This window comes from Afipia birgiae 34632, from assembly GCF_000308295.2.
Lineage (GTDB): Bacteria > Pseudomonadota > Alphaproteobacteria > Rhizobiales > Xanthobacteraceae > Afipia > Afipia birgiae.
Genome location: NZ_HG326654.1, coordinates 32,143 through 47,851 on the forward strand (window position 1 = coordinate 32,143; position 15,709 = coordinate 47,851).

The window sequence follows — 15,709 nt, forward strand, 5'->3', positions numbered from 1 at the left end:
AAGCCATACGGCGGCTGATTTACAGTCAGCAAGAATGGTATAACCGTCCGTCACGATCCGTCGCCCCTCGACGGAGGGCGACGGATTAAATTCCAATAATTTCAATTTCTTATAGATGGTTGCTATGATCTGCTACGTATCAGATCGTAGCAGTACCTAACAGCCATTTACCCGTCCCCCAGCCCGTCCCCCAGAGAAATGCCGGAGACAATCAGGTGCCCGAAAAATTGACGGCCATCACCGTGACTAACGCTCAGAGGAAGTCGGGGCGTTACGAGATCGCGGACAGCGAGCAGCCGGGGTTGCGCCTGATAATCCAGCCATCCGGCGTGAAAAGCTGGGCCTTCCGGTATGAACGATCTGACGGTACGACCAAGCGCGTGAGTCTTGGGCGCGCAGCCGGTCCCGGTGCCCTCACCTTGGTACAGGCGCGTAATGCGGCGAATGATGCCAACCGCCAGCGCACCACGGGTGGGGACCCTGCGGATGCCAAGCGGGCAGAGCGCGCCGCACAGGCCGCGCGGATCAAAACCGCCGAACTGGAAGCGCGCCGAAAGGATGACACTGTCGAAAAGGTGTTGGCCCGCTACTACACTGACCACGTGGACGGCCTGAAATCTGGCGATGAGGTCAAGCGCGTCCTCAACCGAGAAATGAAGAGCTGGGCGAAGCGCCGAGTCGATGACATTCAGCGCCGGGACGCAATTAAGCTGCTCGACACTCTGAAGGCACGCGCGCCGGTCCAGTCGAATAGGCTTCGCGCATATGGCAGGCACTTCTTTGGTTGGTGCATCTCCAAGGAACTGGCCTCGATCAATCCGTTTGACGGCACCAAAGCCGCAAAAGAGATATCCCGAGATCGCGTCCTTACCGATGACGAATTGCGCCTTCTGCTTCGGGCAATCGACCGGCTGGACTGGCCGCGCAAACATTTTGTCCACATGCTCCTGCTTTCGGCTCAAAGGCTGACAGAAGTTAAGGAAATGGATTGGCGTGAACTTGATCTTACCAGCGCCACCCCCATGTGGACGCTGCCCCGGTCTCGCTCAAAAAACGGACGGGCGCACACAGTCCCGCTTGCACCGGTGGCTGTCAGCCTACTGGCGGGGATGGACCGCCTTACAGATTCGACGCGCGTGTTTGCGCCGTTTTCGGAATCCCATGCGAAGCTGGGTGTCGATGCTGCGATGCTCGATATCGCACGCGAGGACGCCGCCGCGCGGAGCGCGTACGACCCGGACTCCGTGATGCTCGTGCCATGGGGTTTCCATGATCTGCGCCGGACTGCCGCGACGACGATGGCCCGTCTTGGCGTCGATGTGGTGATCGTTGAGCGCATCCTCGGGCACACCATGCGCGGCGTAATGGCCGTTTATCAGCGCCACACCTTCGATGAGGAAAAAAGGCGCGGCCTGACGGTATGGGCGGGATTTCTTGACGGTCTGACTTCTGAGCGTGAGTCGAATGTCGTTTCGATCAATGCGGGGACAGCATGATGATGTGGGCCGAGCGGGCAGACCAGAAACCGGAAGGCAATATTCGGCGCTCGGTGATGCGCGGCGACTTGAACGCGCTCTCTTCGTTCTTCGAGGAGACCGGAAACAGCGCGGCGGCTTGGTTATGCTGGCACCTCGCCCAGAAATGGCAGATGCCCGCCCCTGCGGCGGTCGCTGATGAGATTAATCGGTTCGCGGGGCAGATCGCCGCTTTGGCAATCGAGGCATTGGACGGCAACGCTCGCACGGTGATTGATGGCGATGCCGTCGCCGCCCTTTGGGCTGTATCTCCGGGGCGAGCAAAGGACGGAACGCGGCGCGGCTCTACCGGACTCGCGGAGCAACTGCGAATCTGGGACCGGGACATCGCAGTCGCGATCCGCGTTCACGAATTACGGAGCGCTGGCGCGACCAAGGAAGCGGCCCTCGAAACCGTAAATGAAGAAATGGGCGTCGGCGTTCACAACGCCGACCGCATAGCAAAAAAGTATCGGAACGAATTTCTCGCGGCGGAAGCGGAGGCGAAGGAAGAGGACAGGTAGCGAGAACGTCGATTCAATGACCGCGACAACAATAATCACCTTCGATAACTTTGAGCATCACTTCAAAGCACAAGAGATAGCTTGATATGTCCAAACGCCTCATGAACTCAAAAAACGTCCGCGAGCGCCTCGGTGGTTTGTCTCCCATGACGATCTGGCGCTATCAGAATGACGAAAAGCTGGGCTTTCCCAAACCGATTACGATTCGGAATCGTAACTTCTGGGACGCCGACGAAATCGAAGCGTTCATTTCACGGCGCGCGCCTGCGAACGACAATCAGGCAGTGTGACGCGGCCTGACTAACCCGGCCCCGCCCCGGCGCGGCCAACACCCAACAATAGAATCCATCACCAACGCGCCGAACGGTTCGGCACGAACAATGGCCTGCGGCCAAAAGGACTGACAATGGACATCAAGAAAATCCAGCGCGATATCTTCTCCAACACCGCCAAGCAAGCGCGCAACCTCGCCGCTGCAATCGCCGACAATGATGAAAATACCCTTGGCCCCACCGACACCGGTTTGTGTGTAGACGCCCTGAACGCATACGCGGCTCAAGTCGAAGCCGGTTTTGCCTTGGTGGCACCGCCTGTCGCAGATCAGATCGACGCCGGACAGGCCTGACTCTTCCGGCTCGCCTTCGGGCGGGCCACCCTACCCCGTCGCCTAGCGCCACATTCCTCACAAAAACCTAAACGGAAGACGTGCGGCAACGCGCGAACGGCGAGTTGTGCCCGTTTTATAAGGGGTTCTTGAGGGCTACCGGAACGACCCCACCCCAAGTGATAAAATCTGCTCAAATTCTGACACCCGAAGCAAACGAGGCAATCTAATGGGCAATGATGATTTTATGTTTTCCGAATCCGAGTTCGCCGCGTTCGTCGGCAAGTCCCATGCATGGGCTCGCCGTGAACGGCGGTTTGGTCGTTCACCGGCATTCGTCCTTATTGGACGCACGCCGAAATATAGTCGTGAAGATGTATTTGCCTGGATGCAGGCCAATCGTGTCACGCCCGGCGGCAAATGAGTCGCATAACGACAAAGCCGTCACATTACGAGCGTGACGGCTTTGGAAGCACAGGAAGGAGCATCAGGCGATGCAAAACAAATCTAACGCTAGGTCTACGCGCGCGCAAGGCAGTCGCATCACCCACATCGATCGCGGATCACCGTTTGAAAGCCGAGTCCGATTTTACCATGGCGACTGCGGCGGCTTCTACGAATTGAGCGTGCGCGACGTAAATTTTTATCTCGACCTCATGTTTCGCGGAGGCAGGCCGCGTAGTCGCCTGATGCGACTCTACAGACACGCGCGTCGCGCGGATTGCTTGGTCACGCGATATGCGTGAGCGTTCTCCCTTCGCTCGGGGCGCTTCGCGGTTGATCGAGCAGGGTTACAGCCCGATCCCGATCATGCCGGGTAAGAAAATCCCCGGTGCGTCCACTTTTTTGAAAGGCTGGAATGACTTCTGCAATGTAGTCGCACCACCGGATAAGATCGCTGAGTGGTCCCAGCATCACAGCGCAGGCATCGGTGTCGCCTGCGGCTACAATAACCTGATCGGGGTCGATATTGACGACGACGACCTGATCGGGCCGGTTCGTGCTGTGTTGCCGCCTGTCATCGTCGCCAAGCGAGGAAAGCGCGGCGAGACTCTTTTCTTTCGTGGTTCGGAGAGATTCAAAAAGAAGAACTATAAGACCACCGCGAAGGAAGGGCTGATCGACTTTCTTGGGCACGGATCGCAGACGTTGATTCCGGGGACGATTCACCCTGACATCGCACGGCCCTATATCTGGCTAACCGAAAAGACGTTGCTCGACACGCCGCTCGCCGAGCTTCCGGTTTTCACGGGCGAGCATCTGGAGGCGCTGGAGAACGTCCTGCGTGATTATGGCTGGGATGACCCTTCCAAACGCGACCGCGCACCACGGGCATCCGCAGAGCCGGTGGTGCGGGGTGTGGCGACACGGCGCGACGGTGACCTTAACACTGCCGCGCTGTCGAACATTCACGCATGGGCACCGAGGCTTGGCCTGTCGAAGGGCCAATGGTTCGGAGACTCCTATCGGGGCATTGCAACGTGGCGCACGTCCGGTCGTAAACGCGGCACCGCGCAACGGTCAACTAATCTGTCGATCCATCCGGCTGGTATCGTCGATTTTGGCGGTGATGAGAAATTCACTCCGATCATGCTCGTGGCGCGCGTGCGCGAGATCGATGCCGACAGGGCTGCCGCATGGTTGCGCGAGTGCATCGGCCTACCCGAGACGCCAGAGCCACTTATTGTGCTTCGCGGCCCGCAGAGCAAACCTGATGTCGATGAGGCGGCTGCTGTTATCAACGATGTGCTGGATCGTTTCTTCTCTGAAGTGGTGCCGCAAGCCCGCGCGGATCGTATCCATTTCGATCTGGCGCGCGACCGATGGCTCGACGGCGCAGGCAAGCATCCGCTTTGGGTGCCATCAATACCGGCACAGCTTATCGCATGCGAAACCTCTCTCGGGAAATCCTACCTGAGTCGCATCAAAATCGCGGAGCAAGTACGCAGGCATCGGCAGATTGTGATGGCCGTACCGAACCATAGACTTGCTAAAGAAGCGGCCGGTGATCTTCGCGAGATGGGAATCGACGCTCGGATTTATCTCGGATACGACCAACCCGACCCGGGCGATCCGGAGCAGTATATGTGCCGGAACCGGGCTGCGCTGGCGGCAGCGCAAACCTTAGAATTGCCGGTCCAGTCGTCCGTCTGCGAGCGTCACGAGAACGGCGTACCGAAACGCTGTCCGCTGTTCGAAGCCTGCGGCACGCAGAAGCAGCGCAAGGCCACGCCGGATATGTGGATCGTGACCTCACCGTTGCTCGCGACCAAACGTCCGGACTTCATTGCGCCGCCCGATGCCATCGTGATCGATGAGAATTTTCACAACATCAGCGTCGGCAAAGCGCGCGCGATGACGATTGCGGACATTCCGAAACTCCAAATCGAAAGTTGCACGGCTGATGAGCGCGCGGAACTCGACGCTGCCCGCCATCGTCTTTTTTGGGCGTTAAGCGAAAATGGCCCCGGTGCCTTATCACGCGCCGTGCTTATCGAGAGCCGGATCGATGCCGATCACGCGACCTGGATGGCCTCGCTAGAACGGCGTCGGCTTTCCAAGACGATGCTAACCCCCGGCATGTCCCCGCACGCCCTCCGGGCCAACGTACTTCAGTATTCAGCAGGGAACGCCGCTGCCCGCACGATGAGCGCGCTCTGGTCTGAGATCGCAACACTACTGCTTGCCGAACACGACCGCTCGGGTCGGATCAAGGTCACGCAGAGCAGCGCGGACACCGCTGATCGGAAGGCAACCCATACCGTCGAGGTCACACCCTTCAGCCCCGTTCACGATTCATGGAGCGCGCCTGCGCTTCTTTTGGACGCGACACCGCCCTCAACCGATATTCTCGGTGCGGCGCTAGACGGATGGAACGTCGCGACGGCTGCGGAGGTCTCGGCCCGGTGGTCGGCCCACGTCCATGTTCGGCAGACTATCAATGCACCTGTCTCACGGGGCGCGCTCGGCCTTGCCGAGAAGTCATCGGCGGTAGGTTCGGTGGGTCGCGATAATCGCAGATACATTCTCCGTCTAATCCGACGCCGCGCCGCTTCCTGCCTGCCTGATAAAATGGGGTTGGTTGCCTATAAGAGCCTTCTGGAAGCGCTCGCAGGCGAACTGCCGGATAACGTGATCCCGATGGTTCACGGCGCTGTGGCGGGACTGAATGTGGCGAAAGATGTGGCTGGCCTCCTCGTGATCGGTCGCCAATGGATTCCGGTCGCTGCCGTCGAGCATCAGGCGTCGATCTTCTCGGGCCGGTGGGTTGCGCCAATCGGCCATTTTTACAAGAGCGAGAAAGCCATCATCCGGCTGGTCGCAGGAACGCCGGTGGAGACACTCGCCTCTCGGCACCCCGACCCTATCGCAGATAGCCTGCGGTGGCTTGGTTGCGAAGGCGGCTTGCTTCAGGCGGTTGGCCGGTTGCGGCCTCATCGTCGGACCAAGCCTTGCTGGTTGGAAATTGTTTCGGATGTCGCCATTCCCGGTGTCGCGGTTCACGAGGTTGCCGAGTGGGAGAAACCGACCGCCTCGGATGACATGCTGGCGGAGGGCGTAGTTCTGTTCAACCGGCGCGATGCATCGCTGGCCTTCGATATTAGCGAGCGGGCCGGTAATGAGGTCTCGGAGGGAAGGTTGGTATCAAATCCCTTTATATTATATTCTTTAAAGGGATTTGATACCAACCTCCCGGTCCGGACGTTCACCTACAAAAAGGCAGGCCCGGGCCAGAAGCAAAATTCCGGTCGCTATCTTCCCACCGTCCTAGCCGGTGGCGAGGCAACCCTGCGATCATGGATTGAGGAGAGACTCGGCACGCAGGCAGCCCTTGAGATCGACCGCGTAAAATCGAAGGATAGCGAGGCCGCGAGAGCCATGTTCGCCAAGATCGGGCGGGACGCGGAAGATCGTTTGAAGTTTGAAAACGAATTTGCATCGGTGCTGCGCTCGATCACGGCGTTCTTCGACGAACTTGAAAAGCAGAACGAGCGGAGATCGGGATGGACTTGAAAAAAAGAAATCGTGCGGATCGAGCAAAGGCAGGAAGAAGTTCGCAAGTTCGTCGCCGAGCAGCACAAGCTCATGCGTGAACACATTCGCGTATTCTTTCGTACAATTTAATGCTCGTCTCGAAGACGAGAAGCTCATTTTGTTTTTAGAGATTGTGGTAACGAAATGGAACTGATGCTACATCGACCGGACGGGCATTCGCAGCTGCCGATAAACTACAGAAAAGCGTTCAGAGACGCAGTCGAACTGTACATCGTTAGCGCGTACCTCACTGACTGGGATGAGGGCTTAAAGCTAAACTCGAAGTGCCGGCGGCTCAGAATCATCATTGGTAAGGACTTCGGCATCACGCGCAAGGATGCTTGTCGTAAAGTGTTGGCTTGGCTCCCGAAGGGGAAGAGAACGAATTGGTTCAAGGTGGCCGAGCAAATCGAAGGATTTCACCCCAAAGCGGTTTTCTGGATGAACGCAGATGGCAAACACTACGCAATTGTTGGCTCATCGAATCTCACGAAGGCAGCATTCGATAGCAATTACGAGGCGAATATCTTCTGCAAGATATCCCAAAAAGACTACATCGCCGCAAAGCGTTGGGTCAGGGATATCGAAAAGGCCTGCGTGCCTGTTTCCGAGGATTGGATCGAGACGTACAAGGAGGCAGCAAGGAAGCCAGACGGAAAAGCGGGAAGCACGACGACTAGCGTCATACCGCTGCGGCTTCCACGGCCGAATGGAGTGGGAAAGCTGCTTGATATACGGAGACAGCAACTCTCGCGTTACGAAAAGCATAAGGCTAATCTGATGAATCTTTTTCGGGATTGTGCTGCCGAACGAGTTACCAACAGCGGCTTTTATGAGCGATTGTCGGAATACTGGAGCGCTGACGCTGGTGACCGCCTACAAGGAAGCGGTTGGGAACGGACAGGCAAGGGTAGTAACTTCCAGCAACTTGCTCGAAGTTTCGTTGTCGTTGAAAGTTGCGATCCAGATGAGCGTGACGACGTGTTGGCCACAGAGATCGATCGTCTTAGCGTGTTGGGAGTTCATTCCAGAGGCGCATTCTTCTCAGAGATGTTATGCCTCAGATTTCCCAATCTCTATCCGGTTTTGAACAATCCCGTTTGGAAGTATCTGAGCGAGACCGGATTCAGGGCTCCTCGTGGAGCGACCGAGGGGGAGCGATACATCGATTTAGCACTAAAACTACGAGCCTCCTTACGCGGCAATCCTGGATATCCAGCCAAGAACATCGCAGAGCTCGACGCTATAATCTGGGCGACGTACAGCAACGCGTGATGGATGGCGGCCGCTGTGACCCCTTGACCCTTCCCGACGGCAACTCTTGGCGCATCTGCGACATCGCGCAACGCCCGCCATGGTGCCGCAGCGTAAGTCCCTGCTCACCTAACGCAAATTCCACTTGCAAATTTGCAACACTTGGGGTCCTCCCAAGGCCGCCCCCACTGCGGTAAACGCGCGACCGCGACACATCCGCAGATATGGGAAAAAATACCCAGGTTGTTGTTCTCGGATCGCCTTGTGGCCGTGATGTGAGGCTACGCGCAAGGGCTACTCGACCCGACTTACGTTTTGCACCCCCCGCGTGAATCCTCGGTCATCTCCATCGCCATACCGAGGTTTCACAAATGGCCGCAACTCCGCTTTATCCCGAGGGTTTTTCAACGCGCCGCCCCCGGCGCGATCTCCCGCCGCGTCGGAACGCGCGCGGAGTCACGATGCCAAAAACCCGCGTCGGCCCCTTCGCGCGGCTTGTGTTTGCAGAGCTTGGTCGGCAGCGCATGCGGTATCTCGACGCCTCCGAACTTTCTGGCGTGCAAATCCCGACGATCAAAGGGTGGAGAAAGAAAAATAACCCCGGTCTGGAATCCCTGTCCGCAATGCTGGCGACTCTTGGATATCAGCTTTGTCCGGTGCCTGAACTTGAAACCCTGCCACCCAAGATCGCGGGCGAACTCACTACCCTCGCCCTTAAGCTGCGCATGAACATCCCGCAAACGTGGACCGCACTGCTCGACATCGGTGTCGAGCAGGAGCTTCTCCGACTCCGCGCCGAGGAACGGGCCGCTATTCTCGCAGATCACGACGCGCGAATGGCGCGCGGCGCGAACGACAACACCCAGCGCCATGCGCCCGCGACTTAACGGTGACCGAAACGGTCTCTCCCATGGTCTCGATTTTCCCTAGGGTTGAACCGTCACTTGCTGCCTTCCATCAGCAAGTTTGACGGGTTGAATCTAAACTAGCTGGCGTGACGTTCGCTCTTCCGTCACGCCAGCGCTTTCCTCACGAGATACAAATGTCCCGAACTTTTCTCAGTCGAACGCAGGCCGCAACGCGCGTTGGCCGCTGCGCGAAGACCATGCGCAACCTTGCAGCCCGCGACATGGGTCCGCCCTTCCTCATGATCGGGGATCGCCCCGCGTACCCTGCTGACGAACTCGCAGTGTGGCTCGCGGCGAACACCTTTGGGGGTGCCCAATGAGCCGCGCCCGCTTTCTGGAAGACTTGAAATCAGCAACCACCGACCTTACCGCCGCGCGGCAATCGCTTGAAGATGCGAGATTCCTGGCTCGCAACGGCATGGCGAACAATCTCACGTTCGCGACGACTGTCGAACACACCACCTATCACCGATGGCTGCGCGCAAGCGCCGCACTTGTTGGCGCACGCTGAAGGACACCCCCATGAGCTTGATCGAACGATTTTTCCCGGCAAAAGCTGCCATCACCTCCGCAATGATCCGCGATGAAATCGCGCGCTCCGAAAGGGAGATCAATGCACTCCGAACCAAGCTCGGCAGCGCACTTGGTGGCGTGGCTGCAATGTCGGACTCCGAGCACGTCAAGATTCAGAGCGAGATCGCCGTGATCGAACGCGCTATCACTCGCCTTGAAGCGCGTGTCGCGTATTTGAACACGGAACTCCCCGCCGTGATCGCAGCGGAAGATGCCGCAGCCAAGACCGCCACCGACGACGTATTGCGCAAGCGTGCCGCTGCGGCCACGAAATCGACTGCGGACGAGTCGAAGAAGCTGTTGGAGCGGTACGGCTCTCTCGCCAAACAGATGGCAGAGATTTTCACCAGACTGGCCGAGATCGACGTTGAGACGAGCGAAGTCAACGAGCTTTTGCGCTACAATCCGGTTGCGCCGACTGTCTCCAACTATGCTCAGCTTCACCGCAAGGCACCTGACCGCGAGGCAAGCGCGACGAAAGAGTCACGGCCTGTTTGGACCTTCAGCGATGGTCAATCAGAACGCGCGCTCATCAGCGCTGATGGGAGTGTCCGCCAGCACGATCCGCATTGGGGATTCCAAGAGCAAAAATTTCTCGTTGGCACCCTTGTGCGCCAGGACACTGTTGTCAGCGAAACGCACTTCCGGCGCGGCGCGTATCTCGAAGGCTTCTCGGCCATCCAGTTGCCACCTGCTTTTTGGGGCGATGATGATTATTATTGGCCGCGCAAGTCATGAGCGCGTCTATGGAGGTTTGTCAGCAAGATTGTCACGCAATTCAACTTCGGCATGTCTTCCGTCGAGGAAGCCACGGCGAGCAGCCGTCGCGTGACCGATAATCTAGATTACGGCGCGGTGAAGACCGTCGCCGCAGCTTTGTTCTTCACAACTGCTTCAACAATTGCCGGACGTACATATGGCCCGCTGAGAACTTCAACTTCATCGCCTTCATTCGCTCCAAGCAAGGCTTTTGCAACGGGAGCTTCTTGATGGATGATGCCTTGGTTTGGATCGCTTCTTACCGCGCTAATCGTGATCAGAATCACATTGCAGTCGCCAGTTAGATATCGAACGCGCACAGTATCCCCGACAGCAACACTGTTGTCGCTTGCAATCAGCCGAACAGGCGCAGCTCGCTCAGACCGCGAGAAAAGCGTCGGCTCCTCCTCCAACATCGACTCCGGCAATCGAATTTCTTTCGAACTTTCTTCAGGCATAGGTCGCACTGAAAATTCCGCTTCTCGCACTCGGAGCGCGACCATGCGCTTAGCAATCACCTCGCGCAGACGCTCCGCTTCTTGACGCGGATTGTTGAACCAATCCGTCGACCAAATGCGGTGGAAGTTCCACCCCAATCGCTCCAAAACTTCTTGTCGCAGACGATCTCTGTCACGAGCCGATTTGGCAGAGTGGTAACTCGCACCGTCACATTCCACGCCAAGTATGAATCCATACGGCCATTCCGGATGTCGTATTCCGATATCGATAAAATAGCCTGCTACACCCACCTGCGGAATTGGCTCGCAGCCCATAGCTCGAATCTGATCCATGACGAATACTTCAAAATCCGAATCGGGCTCCTTGGGCGTGATCCTCCCACCATCAAGTACACCAACCGCAGCATACTCCAGCCAACGTTTAAGCATATATGCTCCGGCATTACCGTCAGCCTCAGCCACAATATCTGCGGCGGTCATAGAGGAGAAGGTTACAATTTTTTCCTTGGCCCGGGAAAACAACACATTGAGACGCCGCTTGCCTGCCAAGCCGTTGATCGGGCCAAACCGCTGCGCAACTTTAGCTCCGTTGCCTTCAGGACCATAAACGGTTCCAATAAAGATCACATCGCGTTCATCGCCCTGAACATTCTCAAGGTTCTTTATAAAAAACTCCTCCAACCCGTCGTTCTTTTCCTTCCAAGCTTCAATGTAGGCTTGCGCTTGGCGATCTTGTCCTAACGCATACTCAAATTCTTCTGTAATGAGATCGCGCTGTTTTTGGTTTAAAGTGACGATTCCGAGAGAACGATTTTGATCTGTGCGCATAAATTCCAACGCGGCGCTCACCATCTCTTGCGCTTCAACGGCATTGGCGCCCGATTTATAAAGACCTTCTACTTTACGAAACTCGACGCCCATCCGCGCCATGGATTCGTTTGCGGAAGGAAAAACTATCAAGTCATCGTTATAGACAAGACTGTTAGAAAATCTGATCAACGCTGAATGTCGTGAGCGATAGTGCCATCGAAGACGACGTGCTGGGCGAAATGTCGCGTTCGCCATTTCAAGAATAGACTCGTTCAACACAGCATCGTCTTCATCCGCCTCCTCATCGTCGATCATTTTTCGGAAGAAGCTAGAAGGCGGAAGCTGATTGGTGTCTCCAACCACCACTACTTGCTTACAACGGAGGAGAGCACCTATCGCAGCCTCGGGCGGCATCTGCGATGCTTCGTCAACAATGCAGAGATCAAATTCGAATGCATTCTTAGGGACATATTGCGCGACTGCGAGCGGCGACATCATCCAACATGGCTTCAACTCCAAAAGGGCCTGCCCTGCGCGTTGCGTGAGATCGCGCACCGAAATAAATCGCTGCTGTTTGCTAATCTCGTTCTCGATCAAAGCCATCTGTGTCCAAGTAGACTTTTTGCCCACCCCATTACCGCGTGGAGGTTTGGCGTCCGCGTGCAACTTCCAACGAATCTCCTTCTGCATCAGCCTAATTATTTCTTTGTCCTGACGTGCAAGAGTAGCGCGCAACTCATCAAGTCGAGTTCCAGGGTAACGCGAAAGTTTTTTGCCGTGCGCAGCAAATACAGCTCGCGCAAGCTTCCGAATGGCCAGAGCCTCGACTTGTCCGGCCAGTCCAGTCGGAACGCCCGATTCCAGACGATGAGCAACCAAACGACCAGTGCCAGTTTCTTTGAGCTCATCCACCGCCGTCGCCAACGCGGCGTGCGCAAAAAGGCCTTCAGAATCTTGAGAGGTTGCTTCTAAAGCATCTGCAATGGCCAACTCCTCACGACCTTCTGTGAAGGTAGATGATGCAATACGAGCCACCGCGCTGACATCAGAAAGCAGCGTTTCCGTCCGAGCTTGCAACTCGCCTACTCGCTCTATTTGAATGGCAGCCTCTTTAGAAAGACCACCTCGAATGATGGCCGCAACCGCCTCTGCTACTGGGGCCGCTCCCAACGCCCATTCACATGCAGCCCTTAGGGAGATGACTTCTGTGCGGTGGCCCAAAAAGCGATTTCTCAAAACCACTGCCGCTTTTGTATCGTCATCCAGAGCAGCGCGCTGAGAGAGCAAGGCACTGAGCTTACCCATCAGATTAGCTAATTCTTGCGGCTTGATGGACGCAGGTTCTCGAAACAATCCAAGGTATGGCCGCAATTCGGCCAGAGCCGATATCCTCGTCTCGATTTCGCATTCTGCTACGGATAGGTCTTTTTGCAATGTTGCCAGCGTATCAACGGGGGCGCCTAACGGAATCGCGGGCACAGCTTCCAACTCGTCCCACTCCGCATCGCGCAAAAAGTTACGCAGCCCCTTCATTGCGGGACCCGACAGAGATTGAACGCACTCAAGGTATGCGGCGAGGGCTTCAAACGGCACAAAGTCTGTGTCAACACCTCTAAAATGCAAGCCAAATATTGAAACGGCTTGGGCATTTTGCTGAAACGCTCGCTCTCTAATGCGATACGCAGCCAAAGCTTCAAGGCGCGCGAGCGCGCCGGGTTTTTCAAAACGGTCTGTCAGCAACAGAGAGAGCGCTACTCTCTTTGCATTCCTAAATTCGCTCGAAAAGATCGCGAAAAATCCGCCCGTGCGCAGGTTCGAAATCGTCTGACTAAGCGTTTCTACGGAAGCATCTACACTGAGTGAAACCAGCTTCGCGAGCTGGTCTCTCACCCCCTGCAAGACACGCCCTTCCGCGATCAATCTCTTTAAAACTGGTAGCGCAGCAGGGTCATTCGTGGCTGTATTTCGGCAAAGCAGGGCTTCCCGTCCTGCCTTCACTATTGCTTCTTGAGCCCCCCTTATAGCACTGAGATTCCACTGAGCGGCATCAGGCTCAATCGCGACCAAGGGAGCCATAGCGGATGCAAGCTCTCGTGATTGGGCAAATATCTCGCGTCTCGCGGCGAGATCATCTTGCAACTTCCGCCAATCCAGTGTTTCGGGATACAGGTTTTGGCAAATCGCATTACAATGCCGCAAGTCACTCAGCGTTTTGTCGTCTAGTGCAGTTGCAAAGAGAGTTTCAAGCTCTGCTTCGGCACTCTTATAGGACCCGCTTGCCGCTATGAACGACATGAGAGCGTTAGCTGCACCTCCGTAAGGAGATCAAAATGAAGTTGCGGATCATTTTCCGACAGAGTCTCGAGTCCGCGAAGAGCTGCAAGAAGAGCGGATAGAATTTGCTCGGATGCATCTCGAGTGATTTGGTATTGGGGAAGTTCACCCCTGGCCTCCGCGAGGCCACGAAAAGCGCGTGCAGTTTGTGCCGCTAGATTGCAAGCTTCTTCTACCGTGAACCGATCCGCGTGAATCAGGCGACTTGCGCTCCAATTCGGCTTAGCTTCGACGGCGACTTGCGCGGCTTTCTCGACGCCTTCACCCAAAGCCTTCAGCCGACCAATTCCCGGCTTGTGAAGTAGGGTTTCAGGGACATCCGATTGCGCGATAATTTCGGCTGGAATCATTTCCAAGCGAGAAGCAGTAGCGATGCTACTGCTCATGATATCGTGGATGGTCAGACCGCTGGTTCCAAAGGGCAGCGTCACAAGATCAATATAGTCGGCTAACTGTTTCCGGGTGCGGCGATATTGGGCCAGTTGCTCCTCATAGTCCTTAGCTGACCGAGGTTTACGCATCTCGACGCGATTGCGCACCGATTCGATGACCTGCTCCCGCGTCGAGCGCTCTGCCTGCAAGGGCAGAAGAAACTCTCCAAGACCAACCGCCTCTAAACGTGAGCGCACGACGTTTAGTGCAGCAAGCTTTTCGGCAACGAAAAGGACTTTTTTACCACCAGCTAACGCGGCTGCAATTGCGTTTACAATGGTCTGAGACTTTCCTGTACCTGGCGGACCTTCGACCGCAAGGTTTTTCCCGTTAGCTATATCGACAAGGGTGCTAAACTGAGAAGAATCGGCATCCATCACAACGTACGGAACGGCACTTTCAATCGCCGGTTCATCGACGTTATATTCCTCCGCAAACGGCGACGCGGCGTCCGTATTTGTGCCCCCAAGAAGGGAGCGAACGATTTCGCTGTTTGGGAACGCCGGATGGTCTGGGTCGATGTCATGATACATCGCCATGCGCGCTGACGGGAACACTCCGATAGCGACTTGCCGCCGAACCTTCCAAACAATTTGCCTTGGCGCAACTTCGGCGATCGCAGCCATATAGTCTTCAACCGACGCCCCGCTGAACGGAGGCAATTCAATGCCAAAATCAAGGCGCATTTTTTCAGCCAAAACGGCATTTATCTCGGCTTCGTCCCCTGTCCCTTTTAAATGAAACTCTACCCCTTCGCGCGTTCGCTTTTTGTCGATCTGAGCGCTACATAGAATTAACGGCGCATAAGACGTTTCTGTCTGGTTTGGCTCGGACCATTCCAAAAATCCATACGCAACGTGCAGGACGTTGATTCCGGTTTCCTGTATCCAAGTTCTACATTTCGAAGTGACGTTGTTAAGTTTGCGCTCCAGGTCCTTTGGCAGCAGTAAAGTCTGAATGTCGTCGTCGGCATGGTGCTCCTTTACATCATCGCCGTCCGGCGACGGAAGTTCGTAGGACGGAGTCACGCCGTTGTTTCGCGCATGCTGCATCAAATTGATATCGGCACGCTGAGGGCGTGGCGGCATGCCCAATTCCGCCCGAAGGTGATCCTTTAAGCTGCGCTCTATCGCACGTGTTCGATCTAGATAGTCGTCCGCATCCCGCTCAACGGCTTCTAACTCGCGTAGAAAGTTATCATCCGTCAGCCGCGCAGCAGATAGCGCATCTCGAAACTTTTTAGCCTCTTCGTCCTTGGGATCATCATCAATGTCAGGCAGCGGCACTAACCGCATGTCCTGCCCATTGTTCAATTTATAGAAGAGGATGTCCGGCAATTCATCGACGACACGGACGTGTGCGTTTGACCGGGGCGAAAGTTTGGTCGCTAGAAGCGGATTGCGACGACTCAAATCGAGGAGCTTTGGGCGAAGATTCTCGATCTTGTGTTTTACAAGCTCTTGCAGTTCCGTGTTTTTCATACCAGTCCCAGCCCCGGGAGTAC

At 56.1% G+C, this 15,709-nt stretch carries 12 protein-coding genes; 10 read left to right on the top strand and 2 right to left on the bottom strand.

The features are described 5' to 3' along the window. The first annotated feature begins 215 nt into the window (after positions 1 to 215). The 10 genes from BN32_RS25660 (at position 216) to BN32_RS18745 (ending at position 10,150) form a co-directional block, all read left to right on the top strand. Entirely contained in the window at positions 216 to 1,496 is a 1,281-nt protein-coding gene (locus tag BN32_RS25660; RefSeq protein WP_019196490.1) for a tyrosine-type recombinase/integrase, read from the top strand. After that, positions 1,496 to 2,038, top strand: coding sequence for a hypothetical protein (locus BN32_RS18700; protein WP_210164658.1), 543 nt, complete (start codon positions 1,496 to 1,498; stop codon positions 2,036 to 2,038). The genes BN32_RS25660 and BN32_RS18700 overlap by 1 nt, the downstream gene beginning before the upstream one ends. Positions 2,039 to 2,124: 86 nt before the next feature. Next, positions 2,125 to 2,328, top strand: coding sequence for a helix-turn-helix transcriptional regulator (locus BN32_RS18705; RefSeq protein WP_019196488.1), 204 nt, complete (start codon positions 2,125 to 2,127; stop codon positions 2,326 to 2,328). 116 nt (positions 2,329 to 2,444) lie between these two features. Continuing rightward, complete coding sequence (locus tag BN32_RS18710) at positions 2,445 to 2,663, top strand: hypothetical protein (protein ID WP_019196487.1); 219 nt, start codon at positions 2,445 to 2,447, stop codon at positions 2,661 to 2,663. Between the two features lie 208 nt (positions 2,664 to 2,871). After that, positions 2,872 to 3,066 carry a hypothetical protein gene (locus BN32_RS18715; protein ID WP_019196486.1) on the top strand — a complete coding sequence of 65 codons (195 nt, stop codon included), beginning with the start codon at positions 2,872 to 2,874 and terminating at the stop codon, positions 3,064 to 3,066. A 314-nt stretch (positions 3,067 to 3,380) separates the two neighbouring features. Then, on the top strand, positions 3,381 to 6,656 hold the full coding sequence (locus BN32_RS25665) for a bifunctional DNA primase/polymerase (protein ID WP_082773445.1): 3,276 nt from the start codon (positions 3,381 to 3,383) through the stop codon (positions 6,654 to 6,656). Positions 6,657 to 6,821: 165 nt separating this feature from the next. Further along, the gene (locus BN32_RS18725; RefSeq protein WP_019196483.1) at positions 6,822 to 7,952 is read left to right on the top strand and encodes a phospholipase D family protein; all 1,131 of its coding nucleotides are present in this window, start codon (positions 6,822 to 6,824) and stop codon (positions 7,950 to 7,952) included. 503 nt (positions 7,953 to 8,455) lie between these two features. Further along, positions 8,456 to 8,818, top strand: a complete 363-nt coding sequence (locus BN32_RS25670; RefSeq protein WP_156947000.1) for a hypothetical protein — start codon at positions 8,456 to 8,458, stop codon at positions 8,816 to 8,818. 337 nt (positions 8,819 to 9,155) lie between these two features. After that, entirely contained in the window at positions 9,156 to 9,350 is a 195-nt protein-coding gene (locus tag BN32_RS18740) for a hypothetical protein (protein WP_019196480.1), read from the top strand. An 11-nt stretch (positions 9,351 to 9,361) separates the two neighbouring features. Then, a complete protein-coding gene (locus tag BN32_RS18745; protein ID WP_019196479.1) occupies positions 9,362 to 10,150 on the top strand; it encodes a hypothetical protein in 789 nt (262 codons plus the stop codon). Positions 10,151 to 10,257: 107 nt separating this feature from the next. On the opposite strand, the gene BN32_RS25675 is transcribed toward BN32_RS18745, so the two are convergent. Beyond that, positions 10,258 to 13,734 carry an AAA domain-containing protein gene (locus BN32_RS25675; RefSeq protein ID WP_051488545.1) on the bottom strand — a complete coding sequence of 1,159 codons (3,477 nt, stop codon included), beginning with the start codon at positions 13,732 to 13,734 and terminating at the stop codon, positions 10,258 to 10,260. Beyond that, positions 13,722 to 15,686: a DUF4011 domain-containing protein gene (locus tag BN32_RS18755; RefSeq protein WP_162161323.1), complete on the bottom strand. Its 1,965-nt coding sequence runs from the start codon at positions 15,684 to 15,686 to the stop codon at positions 13,722 to 13,724. Before BN32_RS18755 ends, BN32_RS25675 begins: the two co-directional genes overlap by 13 nt. Positions 15,687 to 15,709: the final 23 nt, after the last annotated feature.

Bases quoted from the DNA above. Each gene is read 5' to 3' on its own strand.
- BN32_RS25665 (WP_082773445.1), top strand. From the start codon at position 3,381: ATGCGTGAGCGTTCTCCCTTCGCTCGGGGCGCTTCGCGGTTGATCGAG.
- BN32_RS25670 (WP_156947000.1), top strand. From the start codon at position 8,456: ATGCGGTATCTCGACGCCTCCGAACTTTCTGGCGTGCAAATCCCGACG.
- BN32_RS18705 (WP_019196488.1), top strand. From the start codon at position 2,125: ATGTCCAAACGCCTCATGAACTCAAAAAACGTCCGCGAGCGCCTCGGT.
- BN32_RS18710 (WP_019196487.1), top strand. From the start codon at position 2,445: ATGGACATCAAGAAAATCCAGCGCGATATCTTCTCCAACACCGCCAAG.
- BN32_RS18715 (WP_019196486.1), top strand. From the start codon at position 2,872: ATGGGCAATGATGATTTTATGTTTTCCGAATCCGAGTTCGCCGCGTTC.
- BN32_RS18755 (WP_162161323.1), bottom strand. From the start codon at position 15,686: ATGAAAAACACGGAACTGCAAGAGCTTGTAAAACACAAGATCGAGAAT.
- BN32_RS18725 (WP_019196483.1), top strand. From the start codon at position 6,822: ATGGAACTGATGCTACATCGACCGGACGGGCATTCGCAGCTGCCGATA.
- BN32_RS25675 (WP_051488545.1), bottom strand. From the start codon at position 13,734: ATGTCGTTCATAGCGGCAAGCGGGTCCTATAAGAGTGCCGAAGCAGAG.
- BN32_RS18700 (WP_210164658.1), top strand. From the start codon at position 1,496: ATGATGTGGGCCGAGCGGGCAGACCAGAAACCGGAAGGCAATATTCGG.
- BN32_RS18740 (WP_019196480.1), top strand. From the start codon at position 9,156: ATGAGCCGCGCCCGCTTTCTGGAAGACTTGAAATCAGCAACCACCGAC.
- BN32_RS18745 (WP_019196479.1), top strand. From the start codon at position 9,362: ATGAGCTTGATCGAACGATTTTTCCCGGCAAAAGCTGCCATCACCTCC.